Source organism: Streptomyces sp. NPDC003042, from assembly GCF_053591315.1.
Genome location: NZ_JBSFTP010000050.1, coordinates 1 through 17,631, shown reverse-complemented (window position 1 = coordinate 17,631; position 17,631 = coordinate 1). Strand labels below are relative to the sequence as shown.

Annotated in this window: 16 protein-coding genes; 6 read left to right on the top strand and 10 right to left on the bottom strand. The window is 73.3% G+C overall.

All coding sequences use genetic code 11. The annotated features are described in order from the left end of the window. Window positions 1–28: 28 nt before the first annotated feature. Together ACWDYJ_RS23150 and ACWDYJ_RS23145 are read right to left on the bottom strand one after the other, a co-directional pair. A complete protein-coding gene (locus ACWDYJ_RS23150) occupies window positions 29–1,753 on the bottom strand; it encodes a class I adenylate-forming enzyme family protein (RefSeq protein WP_451567495.1) in 1,725 nt (574 codons plus the stop codon). Then, window positions 1,750–2,523, bottom strand: coding sequence for an SDR family oxidoreductase (locus ACWDYJ_RS23145; protein WP_451567494.1), 774 nt, complete (start codon window positions 2,521–2,523; stop codon window positions 1,750–1,752). The genes ACWDYJ_RS23150 and ACWDYJ_RS23145 overlap by 4 nt, the downstream gene beginning before the upstream one ends. Before the next feature lie 87 nt (window positions 2,524–2,610). On the opposite strand from ACWDYJ_RS23145, the gene ACWDYJ_RS23140 reads away from it, so the two are divergent. The 4 genes from ACWDYJ_RS23140 to ACWDYJ_RS23125 all read left to right on the top strand — a co-directional run bounded on the left by ACWDYJ_RS23140 (window position 2,611) and on the right by ACWDYJ_RS23125 (window position 7,044). After that, window positions 2,611–3,900 carry an exo-beta-N-acetylmuramidase NamZ family protein gene (locus ACWDYJ_RS23140; protein WP_451567493.1) on the top strand — a complete coding sequence of 430 codons (1,290 nt, stop codon included), beginning with the start codon at window positions 2,611–2,613 and terminating at the stop codon, window positions 3,898–3,900. Between the two features lie 184 nt (window positions 3,901–4,084). Beyond that, window positions 4,085–5,455, top strand: coding sequence for a serine-threonine protein kinase (locus ACWDYJ_RS23135; protein ID WP_451567492.1), 1,371 nt, complete (start codon window positions 4,085–4,087; stop codon window positions 5,453–5,455). Between the two features lie 150 nt (window positions 5,456–5,605). Next, complete coding sequence (locus ACWDYJ_RS23130) at window positions 5,606–6,208, top strand: hypothetical protein (protein ID WP_451567491.1); 603 nt, start codon at window positions 5,606–5,608, stop codon at window positions 6,206–6,208. Further along, window positions 6,205–7,044, top strand: coding sequence for a 3-keto-5-aminohexanoate cleavage protein (locus ACWDYJ_RS23125; protein ID WP_451567490.1), 840 nt, complete (start codon window positions 6,205–6,207; stop codon window positions 7,042–7,044). The genes ACWDYJ_RS23130 and ACWDYJ_RS23125 overlap by 4 nt, the downstream gene beginning before the upstream one ends. On the opposite strand, the gene soxR is transcribed toward ACWDYJ_RS23125, so the two are convergent. Continuing rightward, a complete protein-coding gene (soxR, locus tag ACWDYJ_RS23120; protein WP_451567489.1) occupies window positions 7,034–7,483 on the bottom strand; it encodes a redox-sensitive transcriptional activator SoxR in 450 nt (149 codons plus the stop codon). The genes ACWDYJ_RS23125 and soxR overlap by 11 nt on opposite strands. Before the next feature lie 120 nt (window positions 7,484–7,603). On the opposite strand from soxR, the gene ACWDYJ_RS23115 reads away from it, so the two are divergent. Further along, window positions 7,604–8,065, top strand: coding sequence for a MaoC family dehydratase (locus ACWDYJ_RS23115; protein WP_451567488.1), 462 nt, complete (start codon window positions 7,604–7,606; stop codon window positions 8,063–8,065). On the opposite strand, the gene ACWDYJ_RS23110 is transcribed toward ACWDYJ_RS23115, so the two are convergent. From ACWDYJ_RS23110 to ACWDYJ_RS23100, 3 genes are read right to left on the bottom strand one after another with little or no spacing between them, the layout of a single operon-like run. Further along, complete coding sequence (locus ACWDYJ_RS23110; protein WP_451567487.1) at window positions 8,056–8,721, bottom strand: TetR/AcrR family transcriptional regulator; 666 nt, start codon at window positions 8,719–8,721, stop codon at window positions 8,056–8,058. The genes ACWDYJ_RS23115 and ACWDYJ_RS23110 overlap by 10 nt on opposite strands. Before the next feature lie 60 nt (window positions 8,722–8,781). Further along, window positions 8,782–9,087 carry a YiaA/YiaB family inner membrane protein gene (locus tag ACWDYJ_RS23105; protein WP_451567486.1) on the bottom strand — a complete coding sequence of 102 codons (306 nt, stop codon included), beginning with the start codon at window positions 9,085–9,087 and terminating at the stop codon, window positions 8,782–8,784. A 59-nt stretch (window positions 9,088–9,146) separates the two neighbouring features. Beyond that, the gene (locus tag ACWDYJ_RS23100) at window positions 9,147–10,298 is read right to left on the bottom strand and encodes an acyl-CoA dehydrogenase family protein (RefSeq protein ID WP_451567485.1); all 1,152 of its coding nucleotides are present in this window, start codon (window positions 10,296–10,298) and stop codon (window positions 9,147–9,149) included. Window positions 10,299–10,386: 88 nt separating this feature from the next. On the opposite strand from ACWDYJ_RS23100, the gene ACWDYJ_RS23095 reads away from it, so the two are divergent. Further along, window positions 10,387–11,034, top strand: coding sequence for a TetR/AcrR family transcriptional regulator (locus ACWDYJ_RS23095; RefSeq protein WP_451567484.1), 648 nt, complete (start codon window positions 10,387–10,389; stop codon window positions 11,032–11,034). A 110-nt stretch (window positions 11,035–11,144) separates the two neighbouring features. Here the strand turns inward: ACWDYJ_RS23095 and ACWDYJ_RS23090 are convergent, their stop codons facing one another. The 4 genes from ACWDYJ_RS23090 to ACWDYJ_RS23075 all read right to left on the bottom strand — a co-directional run bounded on the left by ACWDYJ_RS23090 (window position 11,145) and on the right by ACWDYJ_RS23075 (window position 17,583). Beyond that, window positions 11,145–12,224 (bottom strand): Zn-dependent alcohol dehydrogenase, encoded by a 1,080-nt coding sequence (locus tag ACWDYJ_RS23090; RefSeq protein ID WP_451567483.1) that lies wholly within the window; start codon window positions 12,222–12,224, stop codon window positions 11,145–11,147. Between the two features lie 61 nt (window positions 12,225–12,285). Next, window positions 12,286–13,698, bottom strand: a complete 1,413-nt coding sequence (locus ACWDYJ_RS23085) for an aldehyde dehydrogenase family protein (RefSeq protein WP_451567482.1) — start codon at window positions 13,696–13,698, stop codon at window positions 12,286–12,288. A 98-nt stretch (window positions 13,699–13,796) separates the two neighbouring features. Then, window positions 13,797–15,245, bottom strand: a complete 1,449-nt coding sequence (locus tag ACWDYJ_RS23080) for a CitMHS family transporter (protein WP_451567481.1) — start codon at window positions 15,243–15,245, stop codon at window positions 13,797–13,799. Window positions 15,246–15,318: 73 nt separating this feature from the next. Beyond that, window positions 15,319–17,583 carry a molybdopterin-dependent oxidoreductase gene (locus ACWDYJ_RS23075; protein WP_451567532.1) on the bottom strand — a complete coding sequence of 755 codons (2,265 nt, stop codon included), beginning with the start codon at window positions 17,581–17,583 and terminating at the stop codon, window positions 15,319–15,321. Window positions 17,584–17,631: the final 48 nt, after the last annotated feature.

Genomic DNA, 17,631 nt, shown 5'->3' with positions numbered 1-17,631 from the left:
GCTGCGCTGTACGACTGTCCGACTGTTTTCAGCCGCGTTCGCGCAGTTGCCGTCGCAGGATCTTGCCACTCGTCGTCTGGGGAAGGACAGGCAGGATCTCCACCTGGCGCGGGTACTTGTACGCGGCGATGCGCTCGGCGCAGTACGCGGACAGTTCGGCCGGCTCCACCGAGGCCCCCGGGCGCAGGCTCACGTACGCCTTGACGCTCTCCCCGCGGTACGGGTCCGGGACCCCGACCACGGCCGCCTCCCGTACGGCGGGGTGGGTGTAGAGCACGTCCTCCACCTCGCGCGGCCAGACCTTGAAGCCGGAGGCGTTGATCATGTCCTTCTTGCGGTCGACCACGTAGAGCCAGCCGACGGCGTCCATGAACCCGACGTCGCCGGTGCGCAGTTCGCCGTCCGGGAAGGCCTCGGCGCTCTCGATGGGCAGCCCCCAGTAGCCGGGCACGACCTGCGGGCCGCGGACGGCTATCTCGCCGGTCTCGCCGAAGGGCAGCTCGGCGCCGTGCTCGTCGAGGATCCGGACGACGGTCTCCGCGCCCGGGACGCCGACCGAGAGGGTGCCGGAGACGGGGTCGACGGGGGCTTCGAGGTGGGCGGGGACGGAGGCGCAGGGGGCGGTGCACTCGGTGAGGCCGTAGCCGTTGCGGAGGTAGAAGCCGAAGGTGGCGCGGAGGCGTTCGACGAGCGCGGGAGGGAGCGGGGCGCCGCCGGAGGAGATCACCCGGAAGGAGGCGAAGTGGTCCGGGGTGGCGGCGGGGTGGGCGGCGAGGGCCATGAAGGCGGTGGCCGGTCCGATGGTGTAGGCGGGGCGGTGTTCGAGGAAGGCGTCCAGGACGGTGCCGGCGTCGAAGCGGTGGGCGAGGGCGAGGGTTCCGGCGTTGGTGAAGCAGGCGGTGAGCTCGCAGACCATGCCGGTGATGTGGAAGAGGGGGGCGAGGGCGAAGTAGGTGGCGCCCTCGGGTACAGGGTGACCTGTGACCTGTCGCATTGCGTTGTAGGTGAGCGCGCCGTGCGGGTTCACGGCTCCCTTGGGGGTGCCCGAGGTGCCGGAGGTGTAGCTGATGAGGGCGGTGTCGGTGGCGGTCAGGCCGGGGTCGGGTGGCGCGGTATGGCCCTGGCGGGCCACGGTGGCGAGGTCGGCGGCATCCGGGGCGGCCAGGGGGTCCGCGGCGGGGTCGGCCGTATGCCGGGTGAGGACGCGGGGGTCGTCGCGCGTCTGGAAGTCCAGGTCATCGGCGGTCAGGATGACCCGTACGCCGGTCCCCCGCACCGTCTCGCGCAGGTACGCCGCCCAGGCGCGGCCCTCGCAGAGCAGTCCGGCGGCGCCCGAGTCGCGCAGGATGTGCGCGGCCTCGGCCGACTTGTACATCGGGTTGAGCGGGACGACCACCGCCCCGGCCTTCCAGGCGGCCAGCACGGCGAGGACGAGGTCCGGGGTGTTCTGCAGCATGACCGCGACCCGGTCGCCGCGGCCGATGCCCCGCGCGGCGAGGTGACCGGCGAGGGAGTCGGAGAGGGCGTCGGCCTCGGCGTAGGCGATCCGGCCGTCGAAGTACGCGAGGGCCGGGCGCTCGGGGGCGCGCGCCACGGCGGCGCGGAAGGCGTGCAGCACGCTGGGCGGCGGCGCGACCGGGGCGCGCTGGGCCGCACTCAGCTGCCGCAGCCAGGGCCGCGCGGCGTACCGGGATCCGGACCCGGCGTCGATGTCCGGGGCGGGGTCCGGTGCGGTCAGGGGGGCGGCGGTCACGACGACTCCCACTTCTGCTGGAGGTGGTTCATGCCGCTCAGCCAGCGGTCGGGGTCGGTCGCGCGGGAGGCGTAGTAGTCCGCCACCTCGGGGTGCGGGAGGATCAAGAACCGGCCTTTCTCCATGCCGTCGAACAGCGCGTCCACGACCGCTTCCGGCTCGATCGCGGTCGGCGCCAGGACGAGTTCGCCCGCCGAGCCCGCGGCGGTCAGCATGTCGGTGCGCACACCCTGCGGGCAGATGGCATGGACCTGGACACCGCGGTGGCGGTAGGTCAGCGAGAGCCATTCCGCGAAGGCGAGTGCACTGTGCTTGGTGACACTGTACGGTGCCGCTCCGATCATGGTCAGCAGGCCGGCGGCGGAGACGGTGGACACGAAACGCCCGCTCCCGCGCTCCAGCCAGTCGGGCAGCAGCGTCCGGGCCGCGCGGACATGTGCCATGACGTTGGTGTCCCAGGCCGCCTCCCAGACGGCCTCGTCCACGAACGCGTCGCCGCCCGAGGCGAGTCCGGCGTTGGCGCAGTACACGTCCACCGCCCCGCCGAGGGCCTCACGCGCCTCGGCCGCGATCGTCGACGCGTCTCCCGGCACGGCGATCGCGCGCGCCCCGATCGCGCCCGCCACGGAGGCGGCCCTGGCGGGGTCGAGGTCGTTGACGACCACCGTCGCGCCCTCGGCGGCGAAGCGATGCGCGAGGGCCGCGCCGATGCCGCCGCCCGCTCCGGTGACGACGACTCGCTGGTCCTGGTACACGCTCACGGGGATCACCTTTCGTCACTGACCGCGACTCGGTCCCCGGCAGACTAACCAGTCGGTATGTCGGTACGGAAGGGGTGCGGCACCTAGCGTGGCCGCATGACGCTGTCGCGACGCGGGGTGCTGGGACTGGCGGGAACCATGGGTGCTGTGGGGGCTGTCGGCGCTGCGGGGGCTGTCGGCGCCCTGGGGACGGTCCCGGCCGCGGGCGCGCAGCGGGCCGACCGCGTGCGGACCGGCTTCGAGCGCCTCGCCGCCGACGGGTACGCGGTGCTCGCCGGACAGCGGGTCGGCGTCGTCACCAACCCCACCGGGATCACCGCCGACGCCCGCCACCTGGTCGACGTACTGCACGCGGACGAACGGGTCGACCTGGTCGCGGTGTTCGGGCCGGAGCACGGATTTCGCGGAACGGCGCAGGCGGGCGGTTCGGAGGGCTCCTCGCGGGACCCGGCGACCGGTCTGCCGGTGTACGACACGTACGACAAGAGCGGGCAGCGGCTCGCGGACCTGTTCACGGCGGCCGGCATCGACACGGTCGTCTTCGACATCCAGGACGTCGGGGCGCGCTTCTACACCTACGTCTGGACCCTCTACGACTGCATGCGCGCGGCGGCGCTGGCCGGCAAGGCCGTGGTGGTGCTGGACCGGCCGAACCCGGTGGGCGGCCGCCGGGCGGCCGGGCCGGTGCTGGAGCGGCCGTACGCCAGCTTCGTCGGCCGGGAGCCGATCGCGCTCGCGCACGGGATGACGGCGGCCGAGCTGGCTCTGCTGTTCAACGGCGAGTTCCTGACCGGTGCGTCCTTCCCCCGGGGACCGGTGCGGCTGCGCACCGTACGCATGTCGGGGTGGCGGCGCGAGTCCTTCTTCGGAGCGACGGGGCTGCCCTGGGTGCCGCCGAGCCCGAACATGCCGACGCCGGACACGGCACTCGCATACGCGGGCACCTGTCTGTTCGAGGGGACGAACCTGTCCGAGGGCCGGGGTACGACCACGCCCTTCGAGGTGGTGGGCGCGGAGGGCGTCGACCGGCGGTGGGCGGAGGCAGCGAACGCGCTGGGGCTGCCCGGGGTCTGGTTCCGGGAGGCGTACTTCACGCCCGCCTTCTCCAAGCACGCCGGCAAGGTCTGCGGTGGCGTGCGGCTCGTCGTGCACGACCGGGAGGCCTTCGATCCGGTGCGGGCGGGGATCGGGCTGCTGGTCACGGCGCGAAGGGTGTGCGGCGGCTTCGCGTGGCGGGCGGACCACTGGATCGACCGGCTGACCGGGTCGGACCGGGTACGGACGATGGTGGACGCGGGGGCGGGCGTGGAGGAGATCGCGGGCGACTGGGCGGCGGGGCTGGCGCGGTTCGCGGGGGTCCGGGAGGGGTACCTGCTGTACCCCTGATCCGGGTCCTGGGCCGGGTCCTGTTCAGGGTCCCTGTATCTGGGTCCTGTTTCTGGGTCCTGTTTCTCGGTCCTGTTTCTCGGTCCTGGCGTGCCTTCGATCCGGTGCTGCCGCGGGGCTGGCCGGGTGGCCCTCGCGGCGAGATGCTGCACGCACCGGTCGGTACGGCGCGGAGGGGGACGTCATGACGGACATCGGATTCGGGGTCGGAGTCGGGGTCGGGGTCGGGATCGGGGTCGGGCCGTACCGGGAGCTGACCTTCGACGCCCAGGGCGATGTGGACCCGGCGACGCGGGAGGCGGTGGCCCGGATCGAGGCGACCGATCTGCTGGTCTTCGCGCACGGCTGGAACAGCGATCGGTCCGCGGCCACGCGGCTCTACGACCGGTTCTTCGCTCCCTTCCCGGGACTGGTGGGGTCAGGGGTGCGGCTCGGGTACGTCGGGGTCGTATGGCCGTCGATCCGGTTCTCCGACGAGCCGATACCGGACTTCGAGGCGGCGCGCGGCGCCCTTCCCGGGCCGGACTCCGGGACGGACGACGGGCCGGCGCTGGACCCCGGCACGCGGCGGGCGCTCGGGGAGTTCTGGCCGGGCCGGGAGGCCGAGCTGGACCGGGTCGCCGAACTGCTTGCGGAACGGCCGGATTCGGTGGCGGCCTTCGCCGAGTTCGGGGCGTTGGTACGGGAACTGGCCGAGGCCGACGTCGCGGGCACGGCGGGCACGGCGGCCTCGGCAGCCGCCCGGGAGGTGCCGGCCCTCTTCGCCGAGGACGTCCTGACGGTCTGCCAGGCCCTCGCCGACGCGCTGGCCCAGGCGTCGGCCCAGGCGTCGGCCCAGGTCCAGGCGTCGGCCGCGTCGGCGGATCCGGGTCTCGCGCCCGTCGGTGGAACTCGGCGCGCCCTGTGGGACGGTGCGAAGGAACTGCTGCGCCAGGCGACGTACTACGAGATGAAGAAGCGGGCCGGCGTGGTCGGCGAGCGCGGCCTCGGCCCCGTACTGACAGACCTTGCGGGGCGCCGGCCGGCCCTGCGGATCCACCTGGTCGGACACAGCTTCGGGGCCCGGGTGGTGTCCTTCTCGCTGCGCGCCGTGCCGGACGGCTCGCGGCACCTGAAATCGCTGACACTGCTGCAAGGGGCCTTCTCCCACTACGCGTTCAGCGAGCGTCTCCCCCACGACACGCGCCGCGGCGGCGCCCTGCGGGGGCTCCAGCGCAGGGTGGACGGCCCGGTGGTGGCCTGCCACTCCTCCCACGACTCCTCGCTCGGGCTGTTCTATCCGCTGGCCTCCCGGATGGCGGGTGATTCGGCCGGTCTGCTGGGCTTCGACGAGCGGTGGGGCGCGATCGGGCACGACGGGGTGCGGGCCGTGCCGGGCGCGCCGCGGCTGAGCCTCGACGCGGCCTTGGCCGGTGGACTGCCGGGGGCCGGTTGCGTCAGCGTGGACGCGAGTTCCGTGGTGCGCCGCGGCGGAGCGCCGTCGGGGGCGCACAGCGACATCTGCCACGAGGAACTGGCCCGGGTCGTGGTCGCCGCGGGGCGCATGGGGCGCTGAGTTCCGGCCATGTGCCACCGGCACGCCTCGACCGCCCCCGCATGCGCCCGCATCCGGCAGGGCATGTTGGGCACGTCGGGTTCGGCTGCTTCGTTCGAAGGAGTGGACGGGCACAGGTGTGAACGGGGGCTCTGCGGAGGTGAAGGTGCGATGGCAGGTTTTCGGAGTCTGGCTTACCAGGTACGGGACGCGCGCAACGACCGGGCCCTGCGGCGTCATTCGCTGCGTCGCTGCCTGGAGCGGTTCGCGCCGTACGGGCACAGGGCGACGTGGTGGCACCTGTGCGACCGGCACGGGATCGCTCCGGAGGACCGGGGGGCCGATCCGCTGCGGCTGGTCGCGGCGCTCGAGGAGTTGGAGGACGCGCGGGCGGTCTGGCTGGAGTACGAGCGGCAGTTCGCGGCGCGGCGCAGACGGGAGAAGCACGACGGGGTGCGCCGCCCGGAGTGGGCGTGGGGCGGCAGCGGGGACGCGGTGGTGCGGTGCGCCGATCCGGGGGTGCGGCCGGAGGGGACGCTGGGCGAGGTGTTGCGGCGGCTGGTGAGGGCGCTGGAGTCGGAGCCGGGGACGGCGTGCCCGGTGTGCGGGGAGCGGGATCTGCACTGGCCGGCGGCGCTCTCGGGGCCGGGTGCCTGGGCGGCCGGGGCCTGGGCGTGGGACGGGCCGGTGTGCGCGGGCTGCGGGATCGTGGTGCCGAGACCGGCCCTGGCGGACTCGGCGGTGGTGCACCGGGCTTCGGCGGGCGCGGCGTGAGCGGTACGGGTGCGCGTACGAGTACCGGGACGGACGCGCGTACCGGAACGGGCGCGGTGGGCGGAGGCGGCCGGCGAGGGCTGCTCCAGGTCTCGCTGAACGGTTCGCGCGGAGCCGCCGACGGGGCGGCGGTGCCGATGTCCCCGCAGGCACTGGCGGAGTCGGCGCTCGCGGCCGTCGCCGCCGGGGCCGGGGAGGTGCTGGTGCACCCGCGGACTCCGTGCGGCCGGGAGAGCCTCTCGCCCCGCGTGATCGGGCCGCTGCTGGAGGAGTTGCGCGGCGCGGGGGTCCGCGTACCTCTGACGGTGTCGGCGAGCATCGCCGCCGAGCCGGATTCCGCGGGGCGGCTGGTGCGGGTGCGGTCCTGGACGGTGCTGCCGGACCGGGCCGTGGTGGGGTTCGCGGATCCCGGCGCGGCCGAGCTGGGACGGGGCCTGCTGGCCCGCGGGGTGGGGGTGGACGCGGTGGTCCCGCTGGGCGGCGGGGCCGGGCCGCGGCCGCTGGCCCGGTTCCTGGCCTGGGCGGCGCCGGAGCACGCGCGGGTGCGGCTGGTGGCGGAGCTGTCGGAGGCCGATCCGGCGCTGGTGGCGGGGCTGCGCTGGCTGCCGCCGGTGCCGTTGGTGCTGTACGGGCGGGAGGCGGCCGCGTGGCCCGTGCTGCGGCTGGCCGTGCGGTGCGGCGTGGGCGCGCGGATCGGCGTAGGAGAGGTGCTTCACCTGCCGGACGGGCGGCCGGCCCGGTCGAATGCCGAGCTGGTGGCCGCCGCCGTGCGGGAGACTTCGGGCGACGCCGCGGGCGGGAGTACCGGGGGCGCCGGGGGCGCGGCTACTGCGTGAGTCTGGAGCCGGTGATGCGCTCGCCGATGGCGTCGTCCGGGTTCGACAGTGCGCAGGTTTTCAGCGAAAGGCAGCCGCAGCCGATGCAGTCGGTCAAGTTGTCGCGCAGGACGCTGAGTTGAGCGATCCGCTTGTCGAGTTCGGCGCGCCAGTTCTCGGACAGCAGCGCCCAGTCCTCGCGGGTGGGGGTGCGCCCTTCCGGAAGTCGGGCCAGCGCGTCGCGGATGCCGGCGAGCGGGATGCCGACCCGCTGGGCGGCGCGCACGAAGGCGACCCGGCGCAGCGCGTCACGGCTGTAGCGCCGTTGGTTTCCGGAGGTGCGGCGGCTGCTGATCAGACCCTTGGCCTCGTAGAAGTGGAGCGCCGATACGGCCGCTCCGCTGCGCGCGGACAGCTGGCCGACGGTGAGTTCGTGGACTTTCTCGGGAATCTGCGGCACCCGACCGAGCGTAGCCGGACGTCCGTTGACACACACATGTGGGGCCCAGCATGCTGAGCAAGCGCTTATTCATCTGCGGCGCTGAGACGGCAGGCAGACACCGGAAGACAGGGGCAGGGCATGGCCGAACCGAGGATCTTCACCTCCGCCGAGGAGCTGCGCGCCGCGATCGGCGAGCAACTCGGTCCCAGCGGATGGCTGGAGGTGGACCAGAAGCGGATCGACCTGTTCGCGGACGCGACCGGCGACCACCAGTGGATCCACGTCGACCCCGAGCGGGCGGCCTCCGGGCCCTTCGGCACGACCATCGCGCACGGCTACCTGACGCTGTCGCTGCTGCCGAGCCTGGTGCCGCAGATCATGCGGGTCGAGGGCATGAGGATGGGCGTCAACTACGGCCTGAACAAGGTGCGTTTCCCGGCGCCGGTGCCCGTCGGTTCGCGGCTGCGCGCCACGGCCGTGCTCACGGAGGTGGCGGAGGCGGGCGGCGGCGTCCAGGTGTCGGCGACCGTGGCCGTCGAGCGCGAGGGCGGCGAGAAGCCGGTGTGCGTGGCGGAGTCGGTGTCCCGCTACTACTTCTGAGCCGGGGCGGTGGTCGGCGCGGCGCCGGGGGCGGCGGCCGGGCGGGCGCCCACCATGCGGAGCACGAGGTCGGCGTAGAGCGCGCCGACCTCGTCGGGCGTGCGCTGTCCTGCCACGCTGAACCAGCGGGCCACGTCGATGCACAGGGACAGCACGGCGAGGGTCGTGCCGGGGACGTCGGGGACCTCGAACTCCCCTGCCCGCACGCCGTCGGCGAGGATGCGGCGCACGGCGGCGTCGCTCTTCCGGCGCAGTGCGACGATTTCGGAGCGGTGCTCCGGAGCGAGAGCATCGAGCTCGTACTGGACCACGCGCGCGGTGGTGTGATGCGCGGCGTGCCAGCGTACGAAGGACCGTACGGCCTCGTCGAGCCGCTCGGCGGCGGTCCCCGGGGCGGAGGCGGCGCTCTCCAGGATCCACAGCGCCTTGTCGTGGCCTATGCGGCTGATCCGGTGGAGGAGCTCTTCCTTGGTCTTGTAGTGGATGTAGAGCGCGGCCGGGCTCATACCGGCCCGCCCCGCAATGTCACGTGTGGTGGTGGCGTGGTACCCGCGCTCGGCGAAGGCATCGACGGCCGCGACGAGCAGCCGCCGCGCGGCGTCGGGGGTGACCTCCGACCACGGCTGGTAGCCATCGGTCTGCGCCGCGCTGTCCATCGCTCGCTCACCCTCGTCGCCCAGTAGGAATGAACACCATACCGGAGGGTGAGCAAGCGCTTAGCGCTCCTGCGGGGCGGACTTCGCCGCGAAGGGGTCGTAGCCCGTCATGAGCTTCTCCATCCGGGCCTGGTCGACCCGGCTGACGATCTGGGTCACCTCCTGCCGGTCGCGCACCACCTTGGCGAGGGTGAAGGCCGAGGTGGTCAGGTACAGCACCGCGATGCCGAGGAAGGCGCGCACCCAGCCGTTGGTGTCCAGGTTGTAGATCCCCAGGGCCACGGCGGCCATGGCGATGCCGAAGGAGGCGACGGCCTGGCCGTAGTACGCCCCGGTGTTCTGCTGCTTGACCGGTGTCTCGTTCATGGCTCCAGCATCGGGCGGGGCCGCCGGGCGCACATGGGCGCGCGTACTCACGTACGTACTCAGAACGCGGAGACTCCCGTCAGGGCCCTGCCGATCAGCAGTTTCTGGATCTGGCTGGTGCCCTCGTACAGAGTCATGACGCGGGCGTCGCGCAGGAGTTTGCCGGCCGGGTACTCGTCGATGTAGCCGTAGCCGCCGTGCACTTGGAGGGCGTTGCTCGCGGCGCGCACGGCGGCCTCGGAGGCGAAGAGCTTGGCGGTGGAGGACTCGGTGGCGAAGGGCCGGCCGCGGTCGACGAGGTCGGCGACCCGCCAGGTGAGCATCCGGGCCGCGTCCACGTCGACCGAGATGTCGGCGATCAGCTCCTGGACCAGCTGGTGGTGGGCGATGCGCTTGCCGAACTGTTCGCGGTCGGCGGCGTAGGAGACGGCGGCGTCCAGCGCGGCCTGGGCGATGCCGACGCAGCCGGCGGCCACCGACATCCGCCCCTTGGCCAGGGCCGACATGGCGACGGAGAAGCCCTTGCCCTCGGGGCCGAGCATCGCGGCGGCGGGTACGCGGACGCCGTCGAGGGCGAGTTCGGCGGTGGCCTGGCCGCGCAGGCCGAGTTTGCCGTGGATCTCTCGGCGAGTCAGACCGGGGGTGTCGGTGGGGACGAGGAAGGCCGAGACCCCGCGGTGGCCGGGCGCGTCGTTGGTGCGGGCGAAGAGGAGGACGACATCGGCCCAGGTGCCGTTGGTGATGAACATCTTGCTGCCGCTGACGGCGTACGCGTCCCCCTCGCGCACCGCCCCCGCGGTGAGGCTGCCCGCGTCGGAGCCGGCGCCGGGCTCGGTCAGGCCGAAGCAGCCGAGTGCGTCGCCGGAGCACAGTCGGGGCAGCCACTCCCGCTTCTGCTCCTCGTTGCCCCAGGCGGCGATGGTCTTGGCGACCAGGCCGAGGGAGACGGAGACGATGCCGCGCACGGCGGAGTCGCCGCGGCCGAGTTCCTCGGTGACGAGCACGTAGGCGAGGTGGTCGCCGCCGGAGCCGCCGTACTCCTCGGGCACGGTGAGCCCGAGGAAACCGAGGTCGCCGAGCTTCTTCACGATGCCGCGGTCCACGCTCTCGGCACGGTCCCACTGGGCGGCGTACGGGGTGATCTCGCGCTCGGTGAACGCGCGGGCGAGCCGGCGCACCGCGGCCTGCTCCTCGCTGAGCTCCAGGTTCACGGGGTCCCTCCGGGTGTGATCCGGGGCCGTCGTTCAGCTGTTAACTAGCGCCGGTAGTTTCTGGCGGGCAGGGCCTACTATGTGGCGCATGGCCAGACCGCGCAAGCCCCTCCTCAGCAGAGACCGCATCGTCGAGGTGGCGGGGGCGCTGGTGGACGCGGAGGGACTGGAGGCGGTGTCGACGCGGCGGCTGGCGGCGGCGCTCGGGGTGAGCGGGCCTTCGCTGTACAACCACTTCCGGACCAAGGACGCGATCCTGGAGGCGGTCGCGGACGCGGTGAGCGCGCGGGTCGACCTGTCGATGTTCGACGGGGGCCAGGACTGGCAGGGAGCGTTGCGGGACTGGGCGCATTCGTACCGGGACGCCTTGTCCGACCATCCCCACATCGTGCCGGTACTGGCCCGTGGCCCGGGGCGCAGGCCCGCCGGACTGCGGCTGGCGGACGCGGTGTTCGGCGCCATGACGGCCGCGGGATGGCCGCCCGCCCACGCGACCCGGATCGGCGCGCTCATGCGGTACTTCATCCTGGGCTCGGCGGTGGCCTCGTTCGCCGGTGGTTTCGTGGACGACGAGACGGCGTACGACCCGGCGGACTACCCGCACCTGGGCCAGGCGCACCTCCTGGCGGAGCGCCGGCGCGAGGTGGACGAGGGCGCCTTCGAGACGGGCCTGACGGCGCTCCTGGACGGACTGGCCCTCCAGTACGAGGCGCTGCGCGGCGGCCCCACCCGGTGACGGAGGCGGCGGCCCCACCCGGTGACGGAGGCGCCCAGCGGCGCGGCCACGTCTAGTCGGGCCGCACCACTGGGCGGATGCGCGGTGTGGACGGTCTGTGCGGCAGCCGGTCAGAAGACGACCAGCGAGCGTCCGCCCTTGCCCGCCAGCATGGCGTCGAAGGCGGCCGGGATCCCGTCGAGCGTGATGCGGTCGGTGACCAGGGCGCCGAGGTCGAGGCGGCCGGCCCGGACGTGGTCGGCGATCACCGGAAGGTCGCGGGCCGGGTCGCTGTTGCCGTAGACGCAGCCGGTGAGGGTGCGGGCGAAGTGGAAGATCTCCAGCGCGTGGAAGGTGACCTGCTGGTCCTTGCCGCCGATGCCGACGACCGTGGTCCGGCCGCCGCGGCGGGTGGACTCCCAGGCGCCGCGGATGGTCTCGGCGCGGCCGACGCATTCGATGGCGACGTCCGCGCCCTGCCCGCCGGTCAGCGCGCGGATCTGCTTGGCGGTGGTGTCGGAGGCCAGCACGAAGTCGGTGGCTCCGGCCGCCCGCGCCAGTTCCTCCTTGGCCGGGGAGACGTCCACGGCCACGATCGGGCCGGCCTGGGCGATCCGGGCCGACTGGAGGGCGGCCAGGCCGACCCCGCCGACGCCGAACACGGCCACCGACTCGCCCGGCCGGACCTGGGCGCTGTGGTGGACGGCGCCGTAGCCGGTGAGGACGGCGCAGCCGAGCAGGGCCGCCTCCGTGAGCGGGATCCCCTCGGGGGCGGGCAGCACGCAGTTCGCCGCGACGAGGGTCTCCTCCGCGAAAGCGGCGACGTTGAGCCCGGGGTGCAGCTCGGCGCCCTCGGCGTCGTGGGCGTAGACGGCGCCGACCCCGGCCAGGGCCTTGGCGCAGAGCCACACCTCGCCGATCAGGCAGTGGTGGCACTCGCCGCAGGACGGCGCCCAGTTGAGCACCACCGCGTCGCCGGGGGTGACGTGGGTGACGCCCTCGCCGACGGCGAGGACCGTCCCGGCGCCCTCGTGGCCGAGGACGGCGGGGACGGGCACCCGCATGGTGCCGTTGGTGAGGGAGAGGTCGGAGTGGCAGACCCCGGCTGCGGCGAGCCGCACCCGGACCTGCCCGGGGCCGGGCTCGGGCAGCACGATCTCCCGTATCTCCAGCGGGGCTCCGACGGCGGGCAGGATGGCGGCGCGGACCATGGTCGTCGTCTCCGTGTCTTCCGGTGCGGCTTCGGGCTTCAGGGGTTTCGGGCGTCAGGCGTCAGAACTGCAGGGACTTGGTCTGGAGGTACTCACCCAGGCCGTGCGGGCCGAGCTCCCGGCCGACGCCCGACTGCTTGTAGCCACCGAAGGGCGCGCGCACGTTGAAGCGGCCGCCGTTGACATCCACCTGGCCGGTGTCCATGCGGCGGGCGAAGGCCACGGCCGTCTCCTCGTCCGCCGCCCACACCGCGCCGCCCAGGCCGTAGACGGTGCCGTTGGCGATGCGCAGGGCGTCGTCCTGGTCCTCGTAGGGAAGGATCGCCAGCACGGGGCCGAAGATCTCCTCCTGGGCGATGGTCATCTCGGGAGTGACGTCGGCGAAGACGGTCGGCGCGACGAAGTACCCGCGGTCGTGGGGCGCGTCGGGGCCGCCCGCGACGAGGCGGGCGCCCTCCTCGACGCCCTTGACGATGTACGCGCGCACGCGGTCGCGCTGGGTGGCGTTGACGACCGGGCCCAGGCGGGTGCCCGGGTCGCGGGGGTCGCCCGAGGGGTACTTGGCGACGGCGGCGGCCGCGAGGGCGACGGCCTCCTCGTGCTGGTCCCGGTGGACGAGCATGCGGGTGAGCGCGTTGCAGCTCTGGCCGGAGTTGTTCATGACGTGGCCCACGCCGACCGCGACGGCCTTGGCCAGGTCGGCCCCGGGCAGGATGACGTTGGCCGACTTGCCGCCCAGTTCGAGGGCGACGCGCTTGATCGCGGCGCCGGCGATGGCGCCGATCTTCTTGCCGACGGCGGTCGAGCCGGTGAAGGAGACGAGGTCCACTCCCTCGTGCTCGGCCAGCGCCTGACCGGCGACCGGGCCGGTGCCGGTCACCAGGTTGAAGACTCCGGCCGGGATGCCCGCCTCGTGCACGGCTTCGGCGAAGAGCTGTGCGGTCAGCGGCGTGTCCTCGGCCGGCTTGAGGACGATGGTGCAGCCTGCGGCGAGAGCGGGTGCCACCTTGGCAACGATCTGGTGCAGCGGGTAGTTCCAGGGCGTGATAGCCCCGACCACGCCGACCGGCTCCATCAGCACGGTGGAGTTCCCTATGCGCTCCTCGAAGGCGTACGACGCCCCGAGCTCGGCGTACGAGGCGGCCACCGCGATCGGCGAACCGACGTGCACCGCCTCCGCGAAGCCGAGCGGGGAGCCGAGCTCGGCGGTGATGGTCTCGGCGATCTCCCCCTTGCGGGCGGCCAGCACATCACGGAGGGCGCCGATCAGGGCCGCCCGGTCGGCCGGCGCCGTGGCCGCCCAGCCGGGGAAGGCCGCGCGGGCCGCTCGTACGGCCGCGTCCACGTCCTCGGCGTTGCCCGCCGGCACCGCGGCGATGACCTGCTCGTCGGCCGGGTTGACGACCTCGATCCGGCCGGGTCCGGCGGCGGGCCGCCACTCGCCGCCGATGTACATACCGTCGTGGGCCTTCATGGCATTCCTCCCGAGCACGCACCAGCGCGTAGACCTGACGTCGTCCACACCCTACAAACTAGCGGCGATAGTTTTCCGGGCGCCAGGGGCGGACGGCATCAGATGATGCCGAAAAGCATCCCTGCGGCGAGGACGACGAGGGAGGTGAGAGCCGCCCATTTCACGGTGAATCGCGTGTGATCGCCGAACTCGACCTTGGCCATGCCGACCAGGACGTAGACAGCCGGAACCAGCGGGCTGGACATGTGCAGGGCCTGGCCGACCAGGGAGGCGCGGGCGATCTCCAGCGGGGACACCCCGTGCGCGGCGCCGGCCTCGGCCAGTACCGGCAGGACGCCGAAGTAGAAGCCGTCGTTCGACATGAAGTAGGTGAGGGGCAGGCTCAGCAGGCCCGTGACCAGGGCCATGTGCGGGCCCATGCCCTCGGGAATCGCGTCGACCAGCCAGTCCGCCATGTGCTTGACCATGCCGGTGCCGGTGAGGACGCCGGTGAAAACGGCCGCGGCGAAGACCATGCCGGCCACGTTGAGCACGTTGTCCGCGTGGGCGGCGATACGGGCCTTCTGGTCGGGCATGTGGGGGAAGTTGACCGTGAGGGCGAGGGCGGCGCCGAGGAGGAACAGCACCGGGATCGGCAGCAGCTCCATGATCATCGCGGTGAGCAGGACGACGGTCAGACCGGCGTTGAACCAGTACAGGCGGGGTCGCAGGGTCGCGCGGTTCGGGTCGAGGCCCTGGAAACCGTCGTTTTCCGGCGGGGTGGGTGATGCGGCGGATTCGGCGGGTTCTGTGCGGTCCTCGGCGGAGCCGGTGGCCACAGGGGTGGAGCCGGCGCCGCCCTTGCGGGTGCGGGCGGCAGCTGCTCCACCCTTCGCCCCCGAGCCGGCCGGTACCAGGGATTCCTCGAGGAGCTCCTGCCCCGGCAGGGCCAGGACGCCGACGCGGCGGCGCTCCCTGAGGCCCAGGACGTAGGACAGGATGAAGACGCAGACCAGGCCGACGGCCAGCGCGGGGATCATGGGGACGAAGATGTCGCCCGCGTCGAGCTTGAGGGCGGTGGCGGCGCGGGCGGTGGGGCCGCCCCAGGGCAGGGTGTTCATGACGCCGTTGGCGGTCGCCGCGACGCCGGTCATGACCACCAGGCTCATGCCGAGCCGCTTGTAGAGCGGGTACATGGCCGAGACGGTGATCATGAAGGTGGTGGAGCCGTCCCCGTCGAGCGAGACGATCGCGGCGAGGACGGCCGTGCCGACCACGACACGCATCGGGTCGGCCTTGCAGAAGCGCAGGATGCCCCGCACGATCGGATCGAAGAGGCCGACGTCGATCATCACACCGAAGTAGACGATGGCGAACATCAGCATGGCGGCGGTCGGGGCGAGCTTGCCGACGCCGTCGATGACGTAGTCCCCCAGGTGCGCGCCCTTTCCGGCGAACACGCAGAAGAGCGCGGGGATGAGCACGAGCGCCGCGATGGGCGACATTTTCTTCAGCATGATCAGAACCAGGAAGGTCGCGATCATGGCGAAGCCGAGGAAGGTCAGCATGCAGGGAACGTAGGTGCCTCCTCCTTATGCCAACAAGACGTCCACGCGTGAGCAATACGAGCAAAAGCCCAGCTCAGGGCAGGGGTGTCAGCTGGACGGGGAAGCCGTTGAGCACCGCCGTGCCGGACAGGGGGTCCAGCCGGCTGCCGTCGAGCAGCTGGTTCACGTTCACTCCGGGCGCGGCGGAGGCCACGGCGAGGCGGGTGCCGGCCCGGTCGTGGCCCCAGCCGTGCGGGAGGCTGACCACGCCGGTGCGGACGGCGTCGGTGACCTCCACCGGCACCTCCAGGCTTCCGCCGTCGGCGGTGATGCGGGCCATGCCGCCGTGGGCGAGGCCGAGCCGGTCCGCGTCCTCGGGGTGGACCTGGAGGGTGCAGCGGTTGGAACCTCCGACGAGGGCCGGGACGTTGTGCAACCAGCTGTTGTTGGACCGCAGGTGGCGGCGGCCCACGAGCACGAGGGCGGCGGGGTGGTCGGCGAGTGCCGCGCGCAGCCTGGGGAGCTCGGCCGCTATCGGGTCCGGGAGCAGCTCGATCCTGCCGCTGCGGGTCCTCAGCACGCCCGGGAGCCGGGGCCGCAGCGGGCCGAGGTCGATGCCGTGGGGGTGCGCGAGCAGCCGTCGCAGGCTGAGCCCCTCCTGCCGCGCGGGCCGCCCGGAGTCGCCGTCCGTCGGCCCGTCGGCGCCGAACCGGTCCCCGTACGGGCCGAGTCGGAGCATCAGGTCGAGCCGTCGCTCCGGGCCGCTCTCGCCCGTGAGTAGGCCGGCGAGGTGCGCCGGGTCGGCTCCGTGCAGCGGAGAGCGCGGGTCGGCGGTCTCTTTGGTGAGGGCGCCCTGGATCGCCATCTCGTCGACGGCGGAGGGCTCGGCGGAGCCGTGCATGCCGGAGACGGCCAGGATGAGACGGGCGTGGATTTCGCACTCGTCGAGCCGGTCCGCTTCGAGGGGGACGGCGGGGCGGGTGTAGCGGACCTGGTTGTGGATGGCGAAGCCGTTGAAGGCGAAGTCGTGGTGGGCGCTCTGGGAGGGCGGCGGCGGGGGCAGCACGACATGGGCGTGGCGCGAGGTCTCGTTGAGGTACGGGTCGACGCTGACCATGAAGTCGAGACCGGCGAGGGCGGCGTCGAGCCGGCGGCCGTCGGGGGCTGACAGCACGGGGTTGGCGCCGATGGCGATCACGGCCCGGATCCGTCCCTCGCCGGGGGTCTCGATCTCCTCGGCCAGGGCGGCAGTGGGCAGTTCGCTCTTGGCCTCGGGGTGGCCGCTGACCCGGCTGTGCCAGCGGCCGAGGGCGAATCCCCGGCCGGGCCCGGCAGGGCGGGGCCGCGGGCCGGCCGCCGGGAGCGGGAAGAGGGCTCCGCCCGGACGGTCGAGGTTGCCGGTGAGGGTGTTGAGTACGTCGACCAGCCAGCTGGCGAGCGTCCCGTACTCCACGGTGCAGCTGCCGATGCGCCCGTAGACGGCGGCGGTCGGCGCGGCCGCGAGGTCGCGGGCGAGGGTGCGGATCTCGGCGGCCGGGAGGTCGCAGGCGGGAGAGACGGCCTCGGGGGTGAAACTCCCGAGCGCGTCCGCGAGTTCCCCGAGGCCCTCGATGTGTTCCGCCAGGACGCCGGGATCCGCGAGCTTCTCCGTCAGCAGGGTGTGCGCGAGCGCGGCCAGCAGCAGGGCGTCGCTGCCGGGCCGCGGCGCGAGGTGCCGGTCGGCGAGCCGGGCGGTGCGCGTGCGGCGCGGGTCGACGACGACGAGGGTGCCGCCGCGCGCCCGCAGGGCCTTGAGCCGGCCGGGGAAGTCGGGCGCGGTGCAGAGGGAGCCGTTGGACTCCACCGGGTTGGCGCCGAGCAGCAGCAGGAAGTCGGTGTGGTCCAGATCGGGTACGGGGATGGCGAAGGGGTCGCCGAACAGGAGCCCGCTGGAGACGTGTTTGGGCATCTGGTCGAGCGTGCTGGCGGTGAAGAGGTTGCGGGTGCCGAGCGCGCCGATCAGGAGCGGCGGGTAGAGGGCGCCGGCCATGGTGTGGACGTTCGGATTCCCGAGGACGACACCGGCCGACTGGGCTCCGTGTTCCCGGACGAGAGCGGGGACGGCGGCGGCGATGGCGTCGTAGGCCTCTTCCCACGTGGCTTCCCGGAGTTGGCCGCCGCGGCGGACCAGGGGGGTGCGCAGCCGGTCGGGGTCGGCGTCGAGCGCACCGAAGGCGGCGCCCTTGGGGCAGATGAAACCGCGGCTGAAGATGTCGTCACGGTCGCCTCGGGCGCCGGTGACGGTGGTGCCCTCGATGGTGAGGGTGAGGCCGCAAGTGGCTTCGCAGAGAGGGCAGATACGCGGGGCGGTGCGGGGCATAGGGCCCTCCTGGGGACGGCGGGCGGCGGCGCGGGCCCGGTCCGGGCC